The organism is Mesobacillus foraminis (assembly GCF_004340465.1).
Classification (GTDB): Bacteria; Bacillota; Bacilli; order Bacillales; family Cytobacillaceae; genus Mesobacillus_B; species Mesobacillus_B foraminis.
Genome location: NZ_SLVV01000010.1, coordinates 144649 through 164977 on the forward strand (window position 1 = coordinate 144649; position 20329 = coordinate 164977).

Sequence of the window (20329 nt, forward strand, 5' to 3'; positions counted from 1 at the left end):
AGATTTAAGGGAGGTACAATCTGTCAATGAACTAGATTGTACCTTTTTTTATTTTTTAACTTTTAAATATACTGAATATATATTCTTGCTGAAGGTCTATATGGGGACTTACGACTTAAAGATATTGCAATTTTTATCAAGAATTTGAAGTTTTTTAGATTTAAGAATGTATCAAAATCGAATGAATTTACAATTTTTTCGAAAGTTATTCCATTCACCAATGGTATGTAACCGCTTTATAATCGTGTTATACAGATCAAACTTTTTAATTGAGGGAAATGGGAGGCTTACTTATGAAAAGGTTATTTAAAGGCAAAAAAATCTTACTTCTTATGATGTCACTAGTGTTCTTGTTATCAGCATGTAGTTCATCAGGGACTGGAGGGCAGACGGATTCATCAAGTAGTAATGGTGCAGGTAAATCGAGTGACAAGCTGGTTATAGGTTTCTCGCAAGTTGGAGCAGAAAGTGAATGGAGAACGGCAAACACAAAGTCAATGCAAAATGCCATTAAAGATGCGGGACATGAATTGAAATTCTCGGATGCCCAACAAAAACAGGAAAACCAGATTAAGGCACTTCGTTCTTTTATCGCTCAAAAGGTAGATGCGATTGTCTTCTCTCCAGTTGTTGAAACAGGATTCGAAACTGTGCTGCAGGAAGCAAAGGACGCAAAGATTCCTGTTTTCCTTGCTGACCGTGCAGTGGATATTAAAGATGACTCACTTTGGGTAACATTCTTAGGTTCAGACTTCATTGAAGAAGGCCGGAAAGCTGCAAATTGGTTAGTGGAAGAAACCGCTGATACCGAAGGTGATGTCAATATTGTTGAGCTTCAAGGGACAGTAGGTTCAGCACCAGCGATCGATCGAAAAGAAGGGTTTGAAGAAGTAATCAAGGATCATCCGAATATGAAAATCATCAAATCCCAAACCGGAGATTTCACACGCGCAAAAGGGAAGGAAGTTATGGAAGCATTCTTAAAATCTGACGGAGAGAACATCGATGTTTTATACTCCCATAACGATGACATGGCTATTGGTGCAATTCAAGCAATCGAAGAGTATGGATTAAAGCCGGGTAAAGACATTAAAATCATCGGTGTAGATGCGGTGCGAGGGGCATTTGAAGCGATGGCGGCAGGCAAGATGAACGTAACAGTTGAATGTAACCCATTGTTTGGTCCGCAGATGGTCGATTTAATTGAAGCACATTTAGCTGGTGAAGAGATTCCAAAACGTGTGGCTGTTGAAGAAAGTATGTATACAATGGATCAAGCCGAGGAGCTACTGCCAACACGTGAGTATTAATCACAAAACTTAAAATGAAAAACCTAGCCACTAGATCCAGTAATATACCTACATTATGCTGCTAGTGGCTTTTTATATAAGAGAATGCTGGGAGGATGAAAAGTGTGAAGGAACAGACTCCGTTACTCATCATGGAAGGAATAACAAAGGAGTTCCCAGGGGTTAAGGCTTTAACAGATGTTCAGTTAAATCTTTACCCAGGAGAAGTTCATGCATTGATGGGAGAGAATGGTGCGGGAAAGTCCACATTAATTAAAGTCTTAACAGGCGTTTATACGTTTGATGAGGGATCTGTAACCCTGGATGGTAAATCCATCCGTATTACAAGCCCACTTGAAGCTCAGAACTTAGGGATTAGCACGGTGTACCAAGAAGTAAATTTATGTACAAACTTAACTGTAGCAGAAAATATCTTTATTGGTCGAGAAATCATAAAAAGAGGCAGACTTGATTGGAAGGAAATGAATAAACAGGCAAAAGAGTTACTGAAAACCAGACTAAACTTGGACATCGATGTGACAAAACTATTGTCTTTCTATTCCGTAGCCATCCAGCAGATGATAGCGATTGCGCGATCTCTTCAAATCTCTGCAAAAGTTCTCATATTGGATGAACCAACATCAAGCCTTGATCAAAATGAGGTAAATCAATTGTTCGATGTTATTCGAAAATTAAAGAAAGAGGGCTTAGCCATTATTTTTGTTAGTCACTTCCTGGACCAAATCTATGAGATAACCGATCGACTGACGGTCTTGCGGAACGGGGAATGGATTGGTGAATTTAAGACAAATGAAATTGAAAGACTTGAATTGGTCTCCAAGATGATTGGAAAAGACTTAAATGAACTTAAAAGTGGAGAAAGAAGGACAAGTAATAAAGCATTCGAAAGGAAAAGGCCGTTTTTGCAAGGGAAAAACATTTCGAAAAAAGGTAAAATTGCCCCTTTTGATATGGATATACAAGAAGGTGAAATTGTCGGCCTTGCCGGGCTTCTTGGTTCAGGCAGGACGGAGTTAGCAAGATTACTATTTGGAGCAGATAAAGCAGATACGGGAGAAATCAAGATAAATGGCAGTATGGCGAATCTTGCTTCCCCTAAGCAAGCTATATCAAATGGAATCGCTTTTTGTTCGGAGAACCGGAAAACAGAAGGTATCATTGGAGATCTAACCATCAGGGAAAATATGATCCTGGCAATGCAAGGACTGCAAGGGTGGTTTAAGTATATACCAAGGAAACGGCAAATTGAAATTGCAGATGAATATATCAAACTATTGAACATTAACCCGCCAAATCCAGAACAGCTAATCAAAAATCTGAGTGGTGGCAATCAACAAAAGGTTTTGCTGGCCAGATGGTTAATTACAAATCCTAAACTATTAATATTGGATGAGCCAACTAGAGGGATTGATGTAGGGGCAAAAGCAGAAATCCAAAAGTTAATGCTTTCATTAAGTAAAGAAGGTATGTCGGTGCTATTTGTCTCTTCTGAAATAGAAGAAGTGCTGCGAACTTGTCGTAAAATTGCTGTTCTGCGGGATCATAAGAAGGTATATGAGTTTGAGAATGATCAGCAAATTACACAGAAGGACATAATGAAGGCAATGGCTGGGGGTATGACATGATGAAGTCAAAACTATTTTGGCCAATAGTTGTTTTATTGATTATATTATTAATCAATCTTTTCTTTGATAAAAATTTCTTTACGATTGAGGTAAAAAACGGTTATTTAACTGGCAGTTTAATAGACATTCTTAACAGAGGGGCACCATTATTACTGGTTTCGATAGGAATGACTCTTGTGATTGCAACAAAAGGTGTGGATTTAGGGGTCGGTTCAGTCATTGCCATGGCGGGGGCAGTTGGTGCAATGACGGTAAGTGGTGCAAATGGAGATAGTTTAGTACCTCTATTTACTGCAATTGCATTCGTTATTGCTATCTCTATCTTAACTGGTATATGGAATGGTGTATTGGTTTCAAGAATTGGAGTACAGCCAATTGTTGCAACCTTAATCCTAATGGTAGCCGGTCGTGGGATCGCTCAGTTAATTACAGATGGCCAAATTATGACAGTCTATTACGATCCCTATACGTTCATCGGTGGTGGACACTTGTTGATGCTGCCATTTTCAATTTTTATTGTGGCAGCAATGCTTGTAATTGCATCATTCTTGACCAGAAAAACAGCGATGGGCTTATTTATAGAGTCGGTGGGTACTAACCCAGAAGCAAGCCGTCTTTCCGGAATAAATTCTAAAAATATTTTATTAATGGTTTATGTGTTTTCTGGCATATGTGCAGGAATTGGCGGCTTAATCCTGAGTTCTAATGTAGCTAGTGCGGATGGAAACAATGCTGGACTTTGGTATGAACTTGATGCCATCTTAGCTGTGGTAATTGGAGGAACTTCATTGAATGGTGGAAGATTTTACTTAATGGGAACGGTCATCGGAGCACTTATCATTCAAAGTTTAACCACCACTATTTATTCAATCGGAATCGCGCCAGAAATAAACCTTGTCGTAAAAGCTATTGTTGTCCTAATTGTTTGTCTGCTTCAATCTCCTGAGTTCCGAAAGAAAGTATTTGGCGTTTTTAATATGAAACAAACAGAAAAGAAAAGTAAAAATGAGGGAGTGTCGATATCATGACAAAAGGATTTCAGCTAGATTCTAAACATCTTCCCTTAGCAGCAACAATCGGATTATTTATCGTGATGTTTCTTTTCGGTTCACTTAGATATACTGGATTTTTTTCCACACAAGTTTTTTTGAATTTGTTTATTGATAACGCATTCCTGATCGTTGTTGCAGTCGGAATGACATTCGTTATTTTATCAGGTGGAATTGATCTCTCCGTCGGTTCCATCATTGCGTTAACAAGTATGGTGGCGGCCAGTTTAACAATGAATGCTCAACTTTCTCCAGCACTTGTTATTCCACTCTCTTTACTTGTTGGCACAGTACTAGGCTTCAGTATGGGTTGCCTCATTCATTACTTTAATTTGCAACCATTTATCGTAACGCTTGCAGGTATGTTTCTTGCAAGGGGGTTATGTTATCTGATTAATGTAGAATCCATTACAATCAACAATGAATTTTTTAGCTTTATGGCCAGTACTAGAATACCGGTTGGCGGAGGGAATTTTATTTCAATTAGTGTAATCATTGCCTTGTTGGTCGTTGTTGCAGCTATTTTCGTCGCTCATTTTACCAAATTTGGACGCAATGTCTATGCATTAGGCGGAAGTGAACAATCTGCATTATTAATGGGATTGCCTGTTGGGAAAACAAAGATTTTGATTTATACAGTTAGTGGATTTTGTTCATCCCTTGCTGGCTTAATCTTCACTTTTTATATGTTATCAGGATATGGGCTTCATGCAAATGGTCTGGAACTTGACACAATAGCGGCGGTTGTCATTGGCGGCACTCTGCTTACTGGAGGTGCAGGGTATGTTGCAGGCAGTGTTGTTGGAGTGCTCATTTTAGGCATTATCCAAACAGTGATTGTTTTCGAGGGAACATTAAGTTCCTGGTGGACAAAGATAGCAATTGGAGGGTTATTATTGTTGTTTATTGTTTTACAGCGTGTGATTGTAGCCAGAAGTAAGACAACCCAAACTTCAATTGCATCACACTAAAAGTTGCTATACATTCTAAGGGCAATTAAACACCATTGCTTATGTTTATCATTGTTCACCATGTTGATAGGAGCGGAAGAATTAGGAAAGAGTCCCAGGAGTGTGACGCTAAGGAGGAAGGCGCAGCTAAAGCGAATATATGTGCAGTGATCAATAGTCCGTTTAACAGGGCACAAAAAATAAGGAGTGAAATAATGGGAAAAAGGAAAAGAGTTTCGATTTTTTTATTTTCTATCATGATCTTTAATCTCATTTCAGGATTAATTCCACCATCAATATTTGCGGAAGAAATGGATTCCACATCGCCGGAAATGATCCTGTACTATGATATGAAAACGAACGGCAAAAATGGTGATCAGCTTATTATAAAGGATGTATCAGGCAATAAATTTGATGGTACCTTTAAAAACCCGGAAAATGGTCAATTGATTCAAAATGATGAAGTTGGATATGTTGCTTTTAATGGCGGTAGTTCGACTTCGAAGAGTGGGTATATTGAAATACCGAAAAGTGAAGATGGGTCAGATTTATTAACTGGTTTACACGATGTAACCGTTTCAGCACTCGTTAATTGGAGTGATGACGGATCTAACCGCTGGATTTTTGGTCTGGGAGCTGTAACAGATGATGCTGAGAATGGGAATAAATATTTCTTTGTTACACCCCGACATGGCTCAGGCAATGTAGCAGCGACAGGGATTTCCAAAGCCGGCTGGAGAAATGAATCACTGGTTAAATCGACATCGACAATGAGAGCAGGAAAATGGGAAGTTACCACTGTAGTTTTCTCTGAAAAATCAAATACAATCACATTATTTGTAAACGGAAAAAAGGTAGCAGCAGGGTCAGCTGGCGGGAAGAAGTTATCAGAGATTATCGATCCGTCAGCCGGTTTTTCTGGCTTTCTTGGAAAATCCATTTTTAAAGGGGATCCCTATTTTAAAGGCATGATTGGTGATTTCCGTGTATATAATGATGCTTTGTCCGATGAACAGGTTGCGGATTTATATACAGAAACATCTAGTAAAATTGATAAAATCAATCAGCTTGTTATAAATGATGCATTAGAATCTTTAGATATTACTAGATATTTAGATAGTGGTGATGAGGGCATGTATAAAATAACGAAAAGCCTTGCGCTTCCTACAAAGGGCAAGCACGGTGTAGAAATTGCCTGGAGTTCTAGCAACACTGAAGTCGTTGCAAATGATGGTACCGTTACTCGTCCCGCGAAAACGGAGTCGGATGCAGAAGTTGAGTTAACAGCGAATTTAGCCTATGAAGGACTAAGTGCGAAGAAACAATTTAATGTAACCGTTTTAAAAGAATATACCGATGAACAAGTCGCGGAGCTGGATGCTTCGAACTTAACCGTTAATAACGCAGATAACGTTAAGGGGAATATAAGCTTACAAGTATCCGGTGAAGAAGGAAGCTCCATTACATGGGAATCCTCAAATCCGGAAATTGTGAAAGGCTCTGCAGAGGCGGAAGAAAATGCTAAAATGCTCGGCTGGGTAACAAGACCTGAAACAGATACAAAGGTGACATTAACAGCGACAATATCCAAAGGGAAAGCTGAAATACAAAAGGTATTTAATCTTAATGTCATTAAAGATCCTGGTAAATTGACATATGATGCCTATTTCTTTTCGTATTTCACTGGAGAGTACGAAGGTGGAGAGGAAATTTCCTTCGCTACAGCTGAGGATCCTTTGAAATGGCGAGCATTAAATAATGGTCAATCCGTCATTCAATCAAATATGGGTGAAAAGGGGTTAAGAGATCCATTTATCATTCGATCTCCTGAGGGTGATAAATTTTATATGTTGGCAACTGACTTAAAAATGGGGGAGAGTACGAACTTTGACCAAGCTCAAATAACCGGGAGTCATTCTCTTATGATCTGGGAGTCAGAAGATCTAGTAAATTGGAGCGAACAGCGTATGGTTGAAGTTGCTCCTAAAACTGGAGGTAACACTTGGGCACCTGAAGCTATTTATGATGAAAAAACCGGGGAGTTTGTTGTATTCTGGGCGTCTTCAATTAAAAATGAAGAAACATATGGTGACTACCCAAATGGAAGACCAGCGGGCCAGTACAATGTGATGTATTACGCAACAACAAGGGATTTCCATACTTTCTCTGAACCGAAAGTGTTTATTGATGAAGGCTTCCCGACAATAGATACCAGTTTTGTTCAAGATAATGGCACATTTTATCGTTTCACAAAATCTGAAGTGAATTACAGAGTGTACTACGAGAAAGCGACAGATATCTTCCAGGATAAAGATGGAATTAAGGAAAATGGATTTCAATACGATGTGATCCCAGGTACAAAAGATGGAAACAGAGGACTTATCGGTCATCAGGGAAACAACGAAGGTCAAACAATCTTTAAAGACATCCATGACGAAAAATGGTATATGTTCCTAGATTCTTGGCCATATCATGTTCGCTGGTCTACTAATCTGGAGGATGGGTCACAATTTGTAAATAATTTACTTCCTGCAACTGAGTATGCGCTGCCACCTGGACCGCGACATGGTACAGTTATCCCAATCACCCGTGAAGAATATAATGCCCTTCAAAAAAAATATGCCAAGCCTTCACCAGAGGAATCGAAGCAACCAGTCGTACATTATACCTTTGACGAAGAGGATATGGACGGAACCACGGTAAAAGATGTTTCTAAAAATGGTTTTGACGCACAATTAGTGGGCGGATCTAAGATTACCTCAACCGACACCGTAGGCAAATCAACCGGAGCAGTAGAATTAGATGGAAGTTCAGGATATGTTGAATTACCCAAAAATACAATTAAAGATCTTAACCTAGAGAATATGACTATGTCCACATGGGTTAAAGTACAAGGGAATCAAGCAAACCAACGAATCTTTGATTTCTCTTCTAATACTGGAAGAGTCGCAAACCGGAATACCATGTATCTAAGTACACAGGGTGATTCAGGTAACTTGGAATTTGCGATTGTGACACCTTTCACCGAAAAATTTGCCAATCAAAATACTCTTTTAGGAAGTTCCTATAAATATGCTGTCAGAGCGCCAATGCTATCAACTGCAAGCTGGCATCATGTTGCGATGACAATTGAAGGATTTGATGCAGTTTTATATGTAGATGGGAAAGAAGTCTCGAGGAGTTCAACTTATAATGTTGAGCCGAGAATGCTATTAGAAACAACCATGAACTATTTAGGTAAGTCCAGCAATGAAAATCACAATTTTTTTAAAGGGAAATTTGATGACTTTAAAATTTATAACCGAGCTCTTAACGCTGAGGAAATTGCCAAGCTAGCAGATGAAGAGGTTTCTACATCACCAGAGGAGCCGAAAGAAACAAAGTTAATTCTTGACTATGATATGAATAACATTGAAGACACGAAAGTAATCGATCAAACTGGTAATTTCGATGGAAAGCTTGTAAATCCTCAAAATGCTGAGGTAATTAAAGGAGAAGATTCCGGTGTCATCAACTTTAAAGGTGGCTCCACAAGCTCTTATATTGAAATACCCCAAGGCGTCTTAAACGATTTAGAAAGTGTAACTGTCTCATCTTTAGTCAATTGGGATGGCAAGAATGAGGCTGAATGGATATTTGCTTTAGGTCAGGATAGCAATAAGTATCTATTCACCACACCAAAACGGAATTCAGGTGATAAATCGGCTCGAGTCGGGCTTGGAGTAACAAGTTGGAATAATGAGGCTGGAGCAAATGCAACTACTGGTCCATTAAAATCCCATGAATGGAAATTGGTAACTGCTGTCATGTCTGGTGAAAACAAAACAGTAAAATTGTATATTGATGGTGTTGAAGTGGCATCCGGATCTACAAACGGATATACATTAGCACAAATCAACAATGTTAATGGGAGAAGTGGTTTTATTGGCCGTTCATTCTATTCTGCTGATCCTTACTTCGGCGGGATGATTGCCGATTTTGAAGTATATAATGGAGCTTTAACTCCTTCAGAAGTAAGCAAACTAAAAGAAAATGCGGCTGAAAAAATAGCTAATATGGAAGGGTTACTCCTTCAAAATGCAATCAAACAATTAGACTACTCCACCTTTATCAATAAGAACGAGAACAAAGATGAAATTAAATCAGATTTATCCTTTCCTAAGACGGGAGCAAATGGAACTTCCGTCACTTGGGAATCGAAAAATCAAGATATCATTACAAATCAAGGAAAGGTTATTAGACCTTCATATGAAGAAGGGAACCAAACAGTAAAGATTTTAGCGACAATTTCAGACGGAAAGAACGAAGCAGCAAAAGAATTTACAGTAACTGTATTAAAGAAACCACACGATTCTGCCGCAGTAAGAACCGACGCAGAAGCATTAAAGATTCATAATATCCATGATGTTCGCGGAAACCTAACGTTACCTAACTCTGGACAAAATGGGTCGGAGATTACATGGGAATCTAGTGATACAAAAATCATCACAGCTACTGGAGAGGTAAAGCGTCCGGCACATGGTGAAGGAAATTCAACGGTTAAATTGACTGCAACGCTCACTTTAAATAATGAGACAATCACGAAGGCATTTTTAGCTAGTGTAAAAGAAATGCCTAAGAAAGAAGCTTATGAAGGTTATGTCTTTAGTTACTTTACTGGGGAAGGCTACACGAATGGCGAGCAGATTTATTTTGCCTTAAGTGAAGGCAATAATCCGCTTAAATGGAATGAATTGAACAATGGAGAACCAGCTATCACGTCTGAATTAGGGGAAAAGGGCCTTCGAGATCCGTTTATTATTCGCTCTCCAGAAGGTGATAAATTCTATCTCATTGCAACAGACTTGAAAATTAATGGAAATTGGAATTGGGACCGAGCGCAAAGATCAGGAAGCAGATCGATTATGGTTTGGGAATCCACTGATATGGTCAATTGGTCTGAACAAAGAATGGTGGAAGTAGCGCCACCCGAAGCCGGAAATACGTGGGCACCTGAAATTTTTTATGATGACACGACAGGGGAATATGTAGTTTTTTGGGCTTCAAAGTTATATGACAATGAAGATCATAGTGGATCAACTTATAACAAAATGATGTACAGCAAAACGAGAGATTTCTATACTTTTACAGAACCTGAAGTCTATATTGATCTGGGATACTCTGTCATTGATACAACGATGGTTAAACATGATGATAAAGTTTACCGATTATCAAAGGATGAAAGAAACAATACATCGTCATCACCAAACGGTAAATTTATTTTCCAAGAGGTTGGGAATTCTGTACTGGACCCTAACTTCAAGCTGATCAAAGAAGGAATTGGAAAAGGCTCTATAAGTGCTGGTGAAGGGCCGACCATCTTTAAATCGAATACAGAAGAAAAATGGTATATGTTCATTGACGAATTTGGCGGGAGGGGATATGTTCCTTTTGAAACAACCGATTTGCAGTCTGGTGAATGGAAGATGTCTGAAAACTACGATTTACCTGCCCGTCCACGCCATGGAACAGTATTACCTGTGACAAAAGCTGAGCATGAAGCTTTACTGGCAAATGTTCCAGCAGTTAAAGTCCCGGGTCCCGAACAACATCCAACAAGTGTAACAATCGATCAGGAAACATTGGAGTTGTCAGAGGGGCAAACTGGCAAATTAGGTGCAACTGTAGAACCTAATGACGCTGTCAATAAAGCGGTTGTATGGTCCAGCAATAAAGAAGAAGTAGCTACTGTCGATGAAAACGGGAAGGTTACTGCAATAAAAGAAGGGAAAGCGAAAATCAGTGTGACAACAGTCGATGGTGGTCTTATGGCTGTGAGCGAGGTAACTGTCGAAAAGAAAAGGGACACAACACAACCAGAAGGTAAGTTTGAGATTAATAATGGTGCTGAATTTACGAATAAGCTAACCGTTAATCTATCTTTAGAAGCAAAAGATGACTTAAGCGGTGTTCACCAAGTCCGGTATTCGACTGATGCAAGAGAATGGAGTGATTGGGAAGATTTTAAATCAACAAAAGAATTAACGTTGCCAGCTGGTGATGGAGAGAAGACCCTCTTTGTTGAATTTAAGGATCATGCTGGAAATGTCAGCGAGTCATATCAACAGAAGATCATTCTGGATACAACTGCACCAGTGATAGAATTTACAGGGAATAAGGGAACTTACTCTGTGGATGAAACGATCAAAATCACATGTACTATAGCCGATACGCTGTCTGGAGTTGCTTCACAAGAATGTAAAAGTATTGAAGGACCAGCCTACAAATTCGAGTTAGGAGTCAATAAAATCACTGCTGCAGCCACAGACAAAGCAGGCAATACAGCTAACGCTGAAATTCAATTTACAGTGACGGTGGACTTTGATGGTTTAGGCAGGTTAACGGAAGGGTTGGTCACTAAAGAAGGAATTGCTGACTCACTGGTGAATAAGCTTCAATCTGCGAAAGATTCAGCGGCAAAGGGGAATCATCAAGCGTTGAACAGTCAATTAAACGCTTATGAAAATCAGTTGAAAGCCCAAAGTGGAAAGGCAATTTCCGAAGAAAACGCAAACCTATTGATAAAGTTATCAAAAGAATTGAAAGTTAAATAACAGATTATTAGATCCAAAATGCAGTAGATAAGCTGGCCTTCGGGTTTTAGGGCTCGAAGGCTTGTTTTTTAAAAATGAGATCAAGTACCCTACGACACTTATTTACTTACATTTATCAGGAAGAATACCGAAAAGCTTTACACAAAACGACACTAATTTATCAAAATTGAGGAAGTCATTGCCTATTTATATCTCTTAATACAAAGGAAATGATTTTAAAAGTTAAAGATAGTTATATTAAATTCAAAACTCATTCAAAATGATTCCAGCCTTAAATGTAAACGCTTTATGATAATGTATGACTTCAAATATATTAAATGAAGGAAGAGAGGGAAAGGTAATGTTGAGAAGGTTTATAGTCGTTTTCTTTGTTTTTTCACTCATCATACCCTTCCATGTAAATGGACAGGAAAACACCAATCAAGAAAGTAATCCAGAGTCTAATCAAGTATTTTCGGGATTCACTGGGAATCCAGTTATTAAAGAAAGATTCAGTGCTGATCCTGCTGCCTTGGTGCACGATGGTAAAGCATATTTATATGTAGGCCATGATTCTGCAGGGGTAAACAGCAATTTTTATGATCTGCCGGAATGGAATATTTACTCTTCAACGGATATGGAGAAATGGACACTTGAAGGAGCAGTGCCAAGAACCATTTTTGAATGGGCGAGCGGAAACTCTGCATGGGCATCACAAGCAATAGAAAAAGACGGGAAGTTTTATTGGTACACAACTGTATTTAATCCAGCTCAAGGGGAAAGAGGTTACTCAATAGGAGTAGCTGTTTCTGATGATCCTGTTAAGGGTTGGAAAGACGCAATAGGGAAGCCGTTAGTCAGCAACAGTATGACAGATAATCCGCCGGGAATGGGAGCAGAGCCGTGGGATAATATTGATCCAACTGTATTCATAGATGATGATGGACAAGCATATATGTATTGGGGAAATACCCATTTATATTATGCAAAATTAAAAGACAATATGGTTGAACTTGATGGTGAAATCCACCAAGTTCAGATCAATGATATGCAAGGATCCTTTACAGAAGCTCCTTTTCTGCACAAATATAACGATAAATACTACCTGTCATTTGCCATGAATTGGCCAGAGGATATAGGTTATGCCGTCAGTGACAGCCCAGCGGGTCCCTGGACATATGCTGGAAAATTAATGGATGCAACAGAAGGAACGGGAACCAATCATTCAGCTATTATTGAATATGAAGGACAATGGTATTTCATCTATCATACAGCTGGTTTGCCTACTGGAGGAGATTATCGCCGCTCCGTATCGATCGAAAAGCTATATTATAATCCTGACGGTACGCTTAAGAAAATGAACCCAACTGCCTCAGGGATCAGCGGGAGCCCGGAGTTATTACAGGTAGAAAGCGATCAGGCATTTGTACATCATTCCAATCAGGATATCAAGCTTGACTCTCTAGTCAATAATCAAACGAATTTCCAATGGTTTACTGTTCCAGGCCTGGCTGATAGTGGAGAAGGTTATCTATCCTTTCAGGCAGAAAATAGGCCGGGATATTACTTGAAAAGAAATGGAACTAGCTTGATTTTGGCAAAGAATAATGGTACAGAGGATTTTAAGGAGCAGGCAACATTCAAGGTAACCCCGGGTATTGGAAATAAGGAATGGTTATCCTTTCAAGCTTATAATGATGAACAATTATATATGGTCCAACAGGCAAAAGATTCACTAGGATTATCTCCGATTCATTCAATAGAGGAAAAAAGCAAGGCAACATTCTCTTTGAAAAAAGCAGATGTTACGGGTGTAACACTTGATACTGAAACAAAAGTTCTTGAGGCGGGATCTGCCACCATGTTACGTGCAAATGTACTTCCTGTTGAAGCCCCGATGAAAGGGGTCAAGTTTTACTCTTCAAACCCTAATGTTATCAGTGTTTCAGATTCACCATACATGTCACAAGATGGCGAAGTTAGGGCGATAATAAGTGCTAAATCGGAAGGGACTTCAAAAATTACTGCTATTACAGAAGACGGACATATTGCAGCTGCAATGGTGGTTGAAGTGAAGGAAGCCGATAAAAAAACGACTAAACTAAAACACGTAAAGGTTAATTATGATCCGGCGACTCGTGAAGTAAAAATTGAAGGCTTTTTAAAGAAACAAAAGGATCGATTGGTAACGACAAGAGTAGTAGACCCAAATGGAAAGACAGAATATATTTCCCAAACTTCAACTGAAAAAAATGGAAAGTTTACATTTGACTTTATTTCAAAAAATGTTAGCAGCGGAGAATACAAGGTAAAAATTTTTGAAAAAGATTTAGGAGAAGTTTTTCAGACAAGTTTTAATAAGTCAGGGGAGCTGACGGCACATTACGATTTTAATACTAACTTCAACGATCAAACAAAAAACTTTGGTACTGGAACCATTACAGGAAATAGAATAAATAACGAGGGTGGAAACATTACTTTTAGTGAGGGGATAAACGGTCAAGCCGCTTTGTTCGATGGTTCCTCTGGCATCCGTTTGCCAAATGGGCTCATTGATACTCATACTTACAGTGTATCTCTTTGGTTAAACCCGGAACAATTAACACAATTTACAACCGCATTTTTCGGAGCAAGAGACGAGAGCAACTGGATAAGTGTAGTTCCAAGGGGGGGAGGAAACAATACATTGGTATGGTCAGGGAATATGAGATGGTATGATGCCAATACTGGAATATCGATTCAACCAAATCAATGGACCCATGTTGCGTTCACCGTTAACAATGGCGACATTCTCGTTTACCTCAACGGAGAAAAGAAGTTTTCAGGATCAAACTTTCCAGATGTTTTCACCAATTCTGATGCAGTCTTTGGTTTAGGTGTAAATTACTGGGATCTTCCTTATAAGGGAGCAATGGACGAGTTGAAAATCTACAGCAATTCGGTTCTTTCAGAAGCAGAGATAAAAGAGTTTTATCATAATGGGATACATCAGTAGAATAATGAACACGATGGATGCTGAACAAACCATTGGTATACTATTAAAAAAGATTGAAAGTAAATATAGCCAGCCAAAAACCATGCCTTTGCTAAAAAGGTATGGTTTTTTATTCCGGCTGTTCTCGCGGCAGTCTCTAGAATAGATCGTTGGTTGCCAGGTTACATGGAGCCCATCCTCAAGAACATGGTATTCTCATTCTTCATTCTGACAAAAGTAATCTTTGACAACTCGCAGCCTCAAAATTGGGCAGTCCTTTCGGCCGAATTTCTTCATGGGAGTCCAGGTGGCTTCCATAGTCGGACATAAAGGTAATTAAATGAGTTACTGTTAAGTGGGGAATGAAGGGTCGATCCCACGATTCTTAATGCCTAAATCAATTGTATCGTTGTGCAGAAAACTGGAAGAGATTTAAGCAGCTTACAGGCGCTTAACTCTTTTAAATCTCATCCAGATAAAGGATTCGATGCTTTAACTCTTGATTTGAATCTGACAGGCCTATAACAATTTGGTTTGCTTCTGTTAAGGTCACATATCTGAACTTTTCATTCTCATTTATAAAAAAAGAAGTTTCCGCTTTTGCCTCCAACTTTGCAAAGACATCTTCCGTGTACTCAAGTGGCAGGAAGTCATCTAAGCCTTCGATTGGTCTGCCTACCCATTTAAAAAAGAAATCTTTAATCGCAAATTGCTCAATCATTGTTAAACTCTTCTTGAACGATAGCTTATCCACTGTTATTGTATTCAGATTAATCACTCCTCAAATAGTAACTAAATCTTATACCTTTAACGTGCTAACTTCAACGATAGTTCAGTGACAGTACATTTACAGTTTAGTTACTAATAAATCATTAACACAAACGGATGGATGCTATTTGTATTATCTGTTTTGGAACCTCTCCAAATATCTATCTTATAACTTCATCCTTTCACTCCGTTTATTGGATAAGACTTTTTAAAAGCAGGTTGGAACCAAATCTAAAGTGATAATATTTTATGAATTAGTAAAAAATAGTGTTTAGGAAAGGAGGGATTGCGAATGTCTGTGAAAAAATGGGTAACAGGATTGGTGGCTGTATTTGCAATGGTTTTGGTTTTGGCAGCTGCAGGGTCACTCAGCGTATTTGCACAATCAAGCGTTGCAGATCAACCGATGGAGACGGGAAACTCGATTGAGGTTGAGTTGAATGATGATTACTTTAATCCTAAAGACATTACTATTCCCAATGGAACACCCACAACATTGAGATTGAAAAACAAAGGCGTGAAAGAGCACACCTTCACAGTGGAAAAGCTCGGAATTGACGCCGAGGTCCAGCCAGGAAAAGAAGCAACGATCACAGTAAACCCAAAACAGCCCGGTACATATGAATTAATATGCAGGTACCATGTCCGGGAAGGTATGGTTGGAACAGTAATCGTTAAATAAAAAGCAGGGCCAATAGGCCTTGCTTTTTCAATAGGCTAAAGAAATTTACTTATTATTACCCCAATGTCTTCATAACAGCTAACTTTCATGCAAAATGGAAGGTCTCTCCTTAGGATGATGTGTTAAGTTTTAGGAGAGGTTTTTATGAAGCTTTGTTTTCATTACACAGGATATGATTTTTGGAATATTAATAGCCGTTCACCCTCTGATAAATGGTAAATATAATGGATTGTAACGTAAAAAGCCATTTAGAATGAGGTGAAAAATGTATTTTTTGAAACCTGTTTCTGATGGGGTTCGTTTATCTCAAATAGTATTCAACAAACATAAAAAAACGCCGAAGCTTATCTTAGGGGCAATATTTTCCTGTATCGCCGCTATTCTGCAGGCTGCTGGCGGCTTGTTTCCAGTTGTAGGATTTTTTTTTAGTCCGTTAGCCACTGCACCCATTCTGTTATGTTCGATGTTTTCCATTCCATTTGGAATAATGTCCTACTTCCTTACCATGATGATGTTATTCATCCTGCAGCCAACTGAACTAATTGTCTTCCCTTTTACAACAGGTTTGTTAGGACTTGGCATAGGGGCATCTTTTACCTTTTATAGGATCAGATTAAGTATTATTGCTGCTGGTGCAATCCTTTTAATGTCAGGAATTATGAGTCTGATCTATATACTTCACTTTCCAGTTTTAGGTCCAGCCGTCCCTGTTTCCTTTTCATTTCGTACAACTGGAATTATTTTTTTATTTGCTTTCCTTTATAGCTGGTTATGGGTTGAAATGGCTTTAATTCTTCATATTAGATTAAAAAGGCTGATCATTTAGCGATCCTGCATCCCATGGTTTATTAAGTTGAAATGGAATTTAACTAGTTGTGATTCATGGAACGATTTCATAAACAGTGCCTTGGTTAAAATCAGTCACTTTCACAGAATTATAAACCCCTAAATATAATCTGGTTTGATCTAGATTTGAACCCAAACTAACATAATAGGCTGGTTGAGACCCAAAATCATAATCGGTTTGTATGACACTAAAATCATTCTGCTGACCATTTGGTCTTACGAAGGTATAAGCTAAAGCCCCTCTAACAGGCTGAGATTCTTTCCGGGCAAGATCGGTAAACACAACGCTTCCTGTTAAACCAGGGATGCTTCTCCCCATGTAGGCTTGAACTCCTGTAAGTGCCGTTCCCCCAAACTTATCAGGTCTGATATCTCTATGAAAATAACTAGTTAAAGGCTGAAGACGACTCCCTGAAAGTGTTACTGCCTCATTGTAAAAAGCAATTGTTTTCTCATCCAAAGTCGAATTTTCAGTGCAGCGTCTTATAATCGAAGCAGGAAAAGCCCCTTCCCAACCCCGCCAGCCAAAGTTAATAAATCCTTTATTGTCAGGTTCAGAATTCATGAAAGAAGCCTGAATAAGCTGAGTAACCGGTATAGGTTTATAATGAACGAATGAAAAAATCGACTCGACCAAATCCTGCCCGACATTTCCAGCATATTTAATATACTGATTATATAACCTTTGAAATGAAATGCCTGGCATATTGCGAACTCCTTTGGCTATTACCGTAAGCGTTTCCTGAATAGGAACAGGGAGTTCATTAAAACGTGTAACAATGGGTGGATGATGGCTATGTGGATACTTGCCTACATCAAGTTCAATTATTTTTCCGGCGATTTCCAGGTCGTCCTGGCTTAAGTTAAATGGATCATAGCCTGACCCGCCATCCCCGGTTGTTAAAACTAATTTACCGGTTTCAGGTGAAAAGTTTAAACTATTGACCCCATTGTGATTTGAAAATGGTCTTCTTAAGTTAAGTAATGTCCGCCGTTTTTGAGGCTGACCATTCGATTGCAAAATCCATTCTTCAATGGTATCAATATGGTCATATTGAGTTTCTCTATTTATCCATCTTAGGTTTAAAGTACTTGGATCACACGGGTCAGGCTTAAAAGAATCAGGAAGAGCACCTGGTCCTTGTGTTCCCGCTACCGAATAATGAAGATAAAACAGACCGGTATCATAAAACTTGGGGTGAAAAGCCAGTCCCAGCAATCCTCGTTCATCATAACCGCCAGAAGAACCCAGTTTAAGGATTCGCGGGCGTATATCTAAAAACGTCCTGATCAATCCGTTTCCTATGTAAAGGATTTCTCCTACCTGGGTTGCAATAAATAATCGTTCGATGGAGTCCCCTGGAAGTATCGTGGTTTTCAAGACAGTAGGTAAATTTATGTTACTTGCAATGGGCCTTAAACCAACCTTGACTTTTGTCAACGGACTTAGCACCCCTTTAATGTTTTCTCTTATAAGAATATGATTTTAACTGACTGTTAGTACCCGATAGTCAGGGGGGGGGGAGATCGGAGGCGATTTCCACACCAAGCAACAGGTACCACTCAAGTATGGTTGCTATTTAACTGTAGTAGTAGCAGAAGGAAATGCAAAACAACTATGTTCAAGATATAGCAAGAAGATTCTCAAAAAAATTGAACAATTTTGGAAAGTGTTAGTATGGTACTTTGTGAAGGTTACACTTGTTTTTAAGACAAGTATTTGCGCTTTCCAATTTATTGGTTTTACCGATTTCTTGAAGTGGTACGAGGGATAGGGATTTATCAGTATACTCCCATTCCTTCGGTTATCTGGTTAAATAGAATGACCGGAACGTAGCTCAGCTAGGGTAGAGCACTAGCATGGGGTGCTAGGGGGCGAAGGTTCAAATACTCTCGTTCCGATCATTCGGAGTTTTATTGGTAATACCGTAGTATTTCATGGTGAGTGAATATACTCTTCTGAATTTAATAGAAAAACTAATTTAATAATATAATTACCAGGAGGGTTCCTGGAAATAGGTCCTTCTTTTTTTATCCTTAATTTCACGGATTGATACAAGTCAAATTCATTTCATTGATGTTGAATAACCAATGATACTCATTGTAAGTAGACTCAATGCAAGAGAGACCGTTCAAATATTATCTTTCGGTGCTTTCCATACAAAAAAAACGATAGAAAAAGTTATTATTTAACGATAATGATTGTATTTTTGTTTTACTCGACTTTTAAAATATTATTAATAGTCTGAAAAAATAAATTTTCTTTAATAGTTTGTATACTGCTTCTGAATATTTTAAAGTTGGACAGATACTTTCTTATAATTAACTTACAATAGGTTATTTTTTTGGATCAAGTCTATTTCCTTTACTACAAAAGGAAATAGACTTGATCCTTTTTTTAAAATTTTATAGACCTATATAAACAAAGTTGTTTTAAAATATTAAATTTTTTAAATTATTAAAAACTTCAAATTTTTCAGTTGACTCTCATGATCAGGCGAGTTTATTATATTTTTAGGAAAACGGTTTCCGATATCGATTTCCAAAATCGGTTTCCTAAAACGATTTCCTACTTTAGACAACAACGAAGAAACACTTTTAAGAAGGTTATAATCGCTATTATTTAAGCGCTTACAAAAGGAGGTGTACCTTTTTTAATTAATCAGTAAAAAGTAAGAGAATAAAATTCCAAAAATGAGAGGGGATAAAAAAATGAATAAGGACATGAGAAACCAAACAATTGAAGAAGTAAAAGATGATCGAAAGGAAATCTTGGAATTATATAAGGATTTAAGAGTTACCGACGTACGTGATGGTATGGACTGGGTAGGAATGCATGGATACGGAACTGTTCATCACAGTATTAAACCTCTTTATCGTACTAAGGTAGTGGGCATTGCCCGTACTGCTAGATACATGCCATATGAAGGGCCGTCTCCTAGGGTTACAGGTGAGGAGTATACAGACTGGGTCAAGTGGTATTACAGTGAAGTCTGTAATGATCCGTGGGGAAAAGAAATCGAAGAAGGCGATTTCATCTGTATGGATGTCAGTGGTATGGATGTAGGGATTCTCGGTTCGAATAATACTCTTGATTTTAAACATAAAGGTGCAGTTGGTTACTTAACGAACGGCGGAGGAATCCGAGATACTGATGAAGTTATCATGCAACAAATCCCGGTATGGTCAAAATTTGTTTCACAGGGAATGGACCAGGCACGTATCCGATTCGACTCCAAGGATGTACCAGTCGCTATTGGTGGAGTGGCAGTCTATCCCGGAGATGTAATAGTTGCTGATGGTGATGGAGTAGTCGTTGTTCCTCGTAAACTGGCTTATAAAGTTGCTCAATACGCTCACCAGGAACTAAAAGGGGACAAGGCAGGACGGAGAAGATTATACGAAAAATTAGGCTGGGAACTAGATGAGACGGTTCTCTAAGTCTACATAAATATAACAGGGGCTGTTTCTTTCATTTAGAATCAGCCCCTCACATCACAGAAGTTATAGATTTAAAGTTTATATACAATTTGTCAATTAAAGGAGGAGCAGT

The 20329-nt window shown here is 38.6% G+C and carries 11 protein-coding genes and 1 tRNA gene; 10 read left to right on the forward strand and 2 right to left on the reverse strand.

The annotated features are described in order from the left end of the window. The first annotated feature begins 293 nt into the window (after positions 1 to 293). The 6 genes from EV146_RS18880 to EV146_RS18905 all read left to right on the forward strand — a co-directional run bounded on the left by EV146_RS18880 (position 294) and on the right by EV146_RS18905 (position 14501). Positions 294 to 1310, forward strand: coding sequence for an ABC transporter substrate-binding protein (locus tag EV146_RS18880; protein ID WP_132009475.1), 1017 nt, complete (start codon positions 294 to 296; stop codon positions 1308 to 1310). Positions 1311 to 1414: 104 nt separating this feature from the next. Then, entirely contained in the window at positions 1415 to 2935 is a 1521-nt protein-coding gene (locus EV146_RS18885; RefSeq protein ID WP_241993962.1) for a sugar ABC transporter ATP-binding protein, read from the forward strand. Continuing rightward, positions 2932 to 3963, forward strand: coding sequence for an ABC transporter permease (locus tag EV146_RS18890; protein ID WP_132009480.1), 1032 nt, complete (start codon positions 2932 to 2934; stop codon positions 3961 to 3963). Before EV146_RS18885 ends, EV146_RS18890 begins: the two co-directional genes overlap by 4 nt. Next, a complete protein-coding gene (gene yjfF, locus EV146_RS18895) occupies positions 3960 to 4955 on the forward strand; it encodes a galactofuranose ABC transporter, permease protein YjfF (RefSeq protein WP_132009483.1) in 996 nt (331 codons plus the stop codon). The genes EV146_RS18890 and yjfF overlap by 4 nt, the downstream gene beginning before the upstream one ends. A gap of 194 nt (positions 4956 to 5149) precedes the next feature. Beyond that, on the forward strand, positions 5150 to 11527 hold the full coding sequence (locus EV146_RS18900; RefSeq protein ID WP_158287140.1) for an immunoglobulin-like domain-containing protein: 6378 nt from the start codon (positions 5150 to 5152) through the stop codon (positions 11525 to 11527). Between the two features lie 298 nt (positions 11528 to 11825). Beyond that, positions 11826 to 14501, forward strand: coding sequence for a family 43 glycosylhydrolase (locus tag EV146_RS18905; RefSeq protein WP_132009489.1), 2676 nt, complete (start codon positions 11826 to 11828; stop codon positions 14499 to 14501). Positions 14502 to 14940: 439 nt separating this feature from the next. Here the strand turns inward: EV146_RS18905 and EV146_RS18910 are convergent, their stop codons facing one another. Then, entirely contained in the window at positions 14941 to 15234 is a 294-nt protein-coding gene (locus tag EV146_RS18910; protein ID WP_158287141.1) for a hypothetical protein, read from the reverse strand. A 306-nt stretch (positions 15235 to 15540) separates the two neighbouring features. Between EV146_RS18910 and EV146_RS18915 the strand changes: the two genes are divergently transcribed. Continuing rightward, positions 15541 to 15930 (forward strand): cupredoxin domain-containing protein, encoded by a 390-nt coding sequence (locus tag EV146_RS18915; RefSeq protein ID WP_132009495.1) that lies wholly within the window; start codon positions 15541 to 15543, stop codon positions 15928 to 15930. 265 nt (positions 15931 to 16195) lie between these two features. Further along, complete coding sequence (locus EV146_RS18920) at positions 16196 to 16756, forward strand: hypothetical protein (RefSeq protein WP_132009498.1); 561 nt, start codon at positions 16196 to 16198, stop codon at positions 16754 to 16756. Positions 16757 to 16810: 54 nt separating this feature from the next. On the opposite strand, the gene EV146_RS18925 is transcribed toward EV146_RS18920, so the two are convergent. Then, positions 16811 to 18217 carry a PQQ-dependent sugar dehydrogenase gene (locus EV146_RS18925; RefSeq protein WP_132009501.1) on the reverse strand — a complete coding sequence of 469 codons (1407 nt, stop codon included), beginning with the start codon at positions 18215 to 18217 and terminating at the stop codon, positions 16811 to 16813. 386 nt (positions 18218 to 18603) lie between these two features. On the opposite strand from EV146_RS18925, the gene EV146_RS18930 reads away from it, so the two are divergent. Next, positions 18604 to 18678 (forward strand) — tRNA-Pro (locus tag EV146_RS18930). An 810-nt stretch (positions 18679 to 19488) separates the two neighbouring features. Next, positions 19489 to 20217, forward strand: coding sequence for an RraA family protein (locus EV146_RS18935; protein ID WP_132009504.1), 729 nt, complete (start codon positions 19489 to 19491; stop codon positions 20215 to 20217). Positions 20218 to 20329: the final 112 nt, after the last annotated feature.

Excerpts from the sequence above, each read along its gene's own strand:
- EV146_RS18880 (WP_132009475.1), top strand. The coding sequence starts at position 294 with ATGAAAAGGTTATTTAAAGGCAAAAAAATCTTACTTCTTATGATGTCA.
- EV146_RS18890 (WP_132009480.1), top strand. The coding sequence starts at position 2,932 with ATGATGAAGTCAAAACTATTTTGGCCAATAGTTGTTTTATTGATTATA.
- yjfF (WP_132009483.1), top strand. The coding sequence starts at position 3,960 with ATGACAAAAGGATTTCAGCTAGATTCTAAACATCTTCCCTTAGCAGCA.
- EV146_RS18900 (WP_158287140.1), top strand. The coding sequence starts at position 5,150 with ATGGGAAAAAGGAAAAGAGTTTCGATTTTTTTATTTTCTATCATGATC.
- EV146_RS18905 (WP_132009489.1), top strand. The coding sequence starts at position 11,826 with ATGACTTCAAATATATTAAATGAAGGAAGAGAGGGAAAGGTAATGTTG.
- EV146_RS18915 (WP_132009495.1), top strand. The coding sequence starts at position 15,541 with ATGTCTGTGAAAAAATGGGTAACAGGATTGGTGGCTGTATTTGCAATG.
- EV146_RS18920 (WP_132009498.1), top strand. The coding sequence starts at position 16,196 with ATGTATTTTTTGAAACCTGTTTCTGATGGGGTTCGTTTATCTCAAATA.
- EV146_RS18935 (WP_132009504.1), top strand. The coding sequence starts at position 19,489 with ATGAATAAGGACATGAGAAACCAAACAATTGAAGAAGTAAAAGATGAT.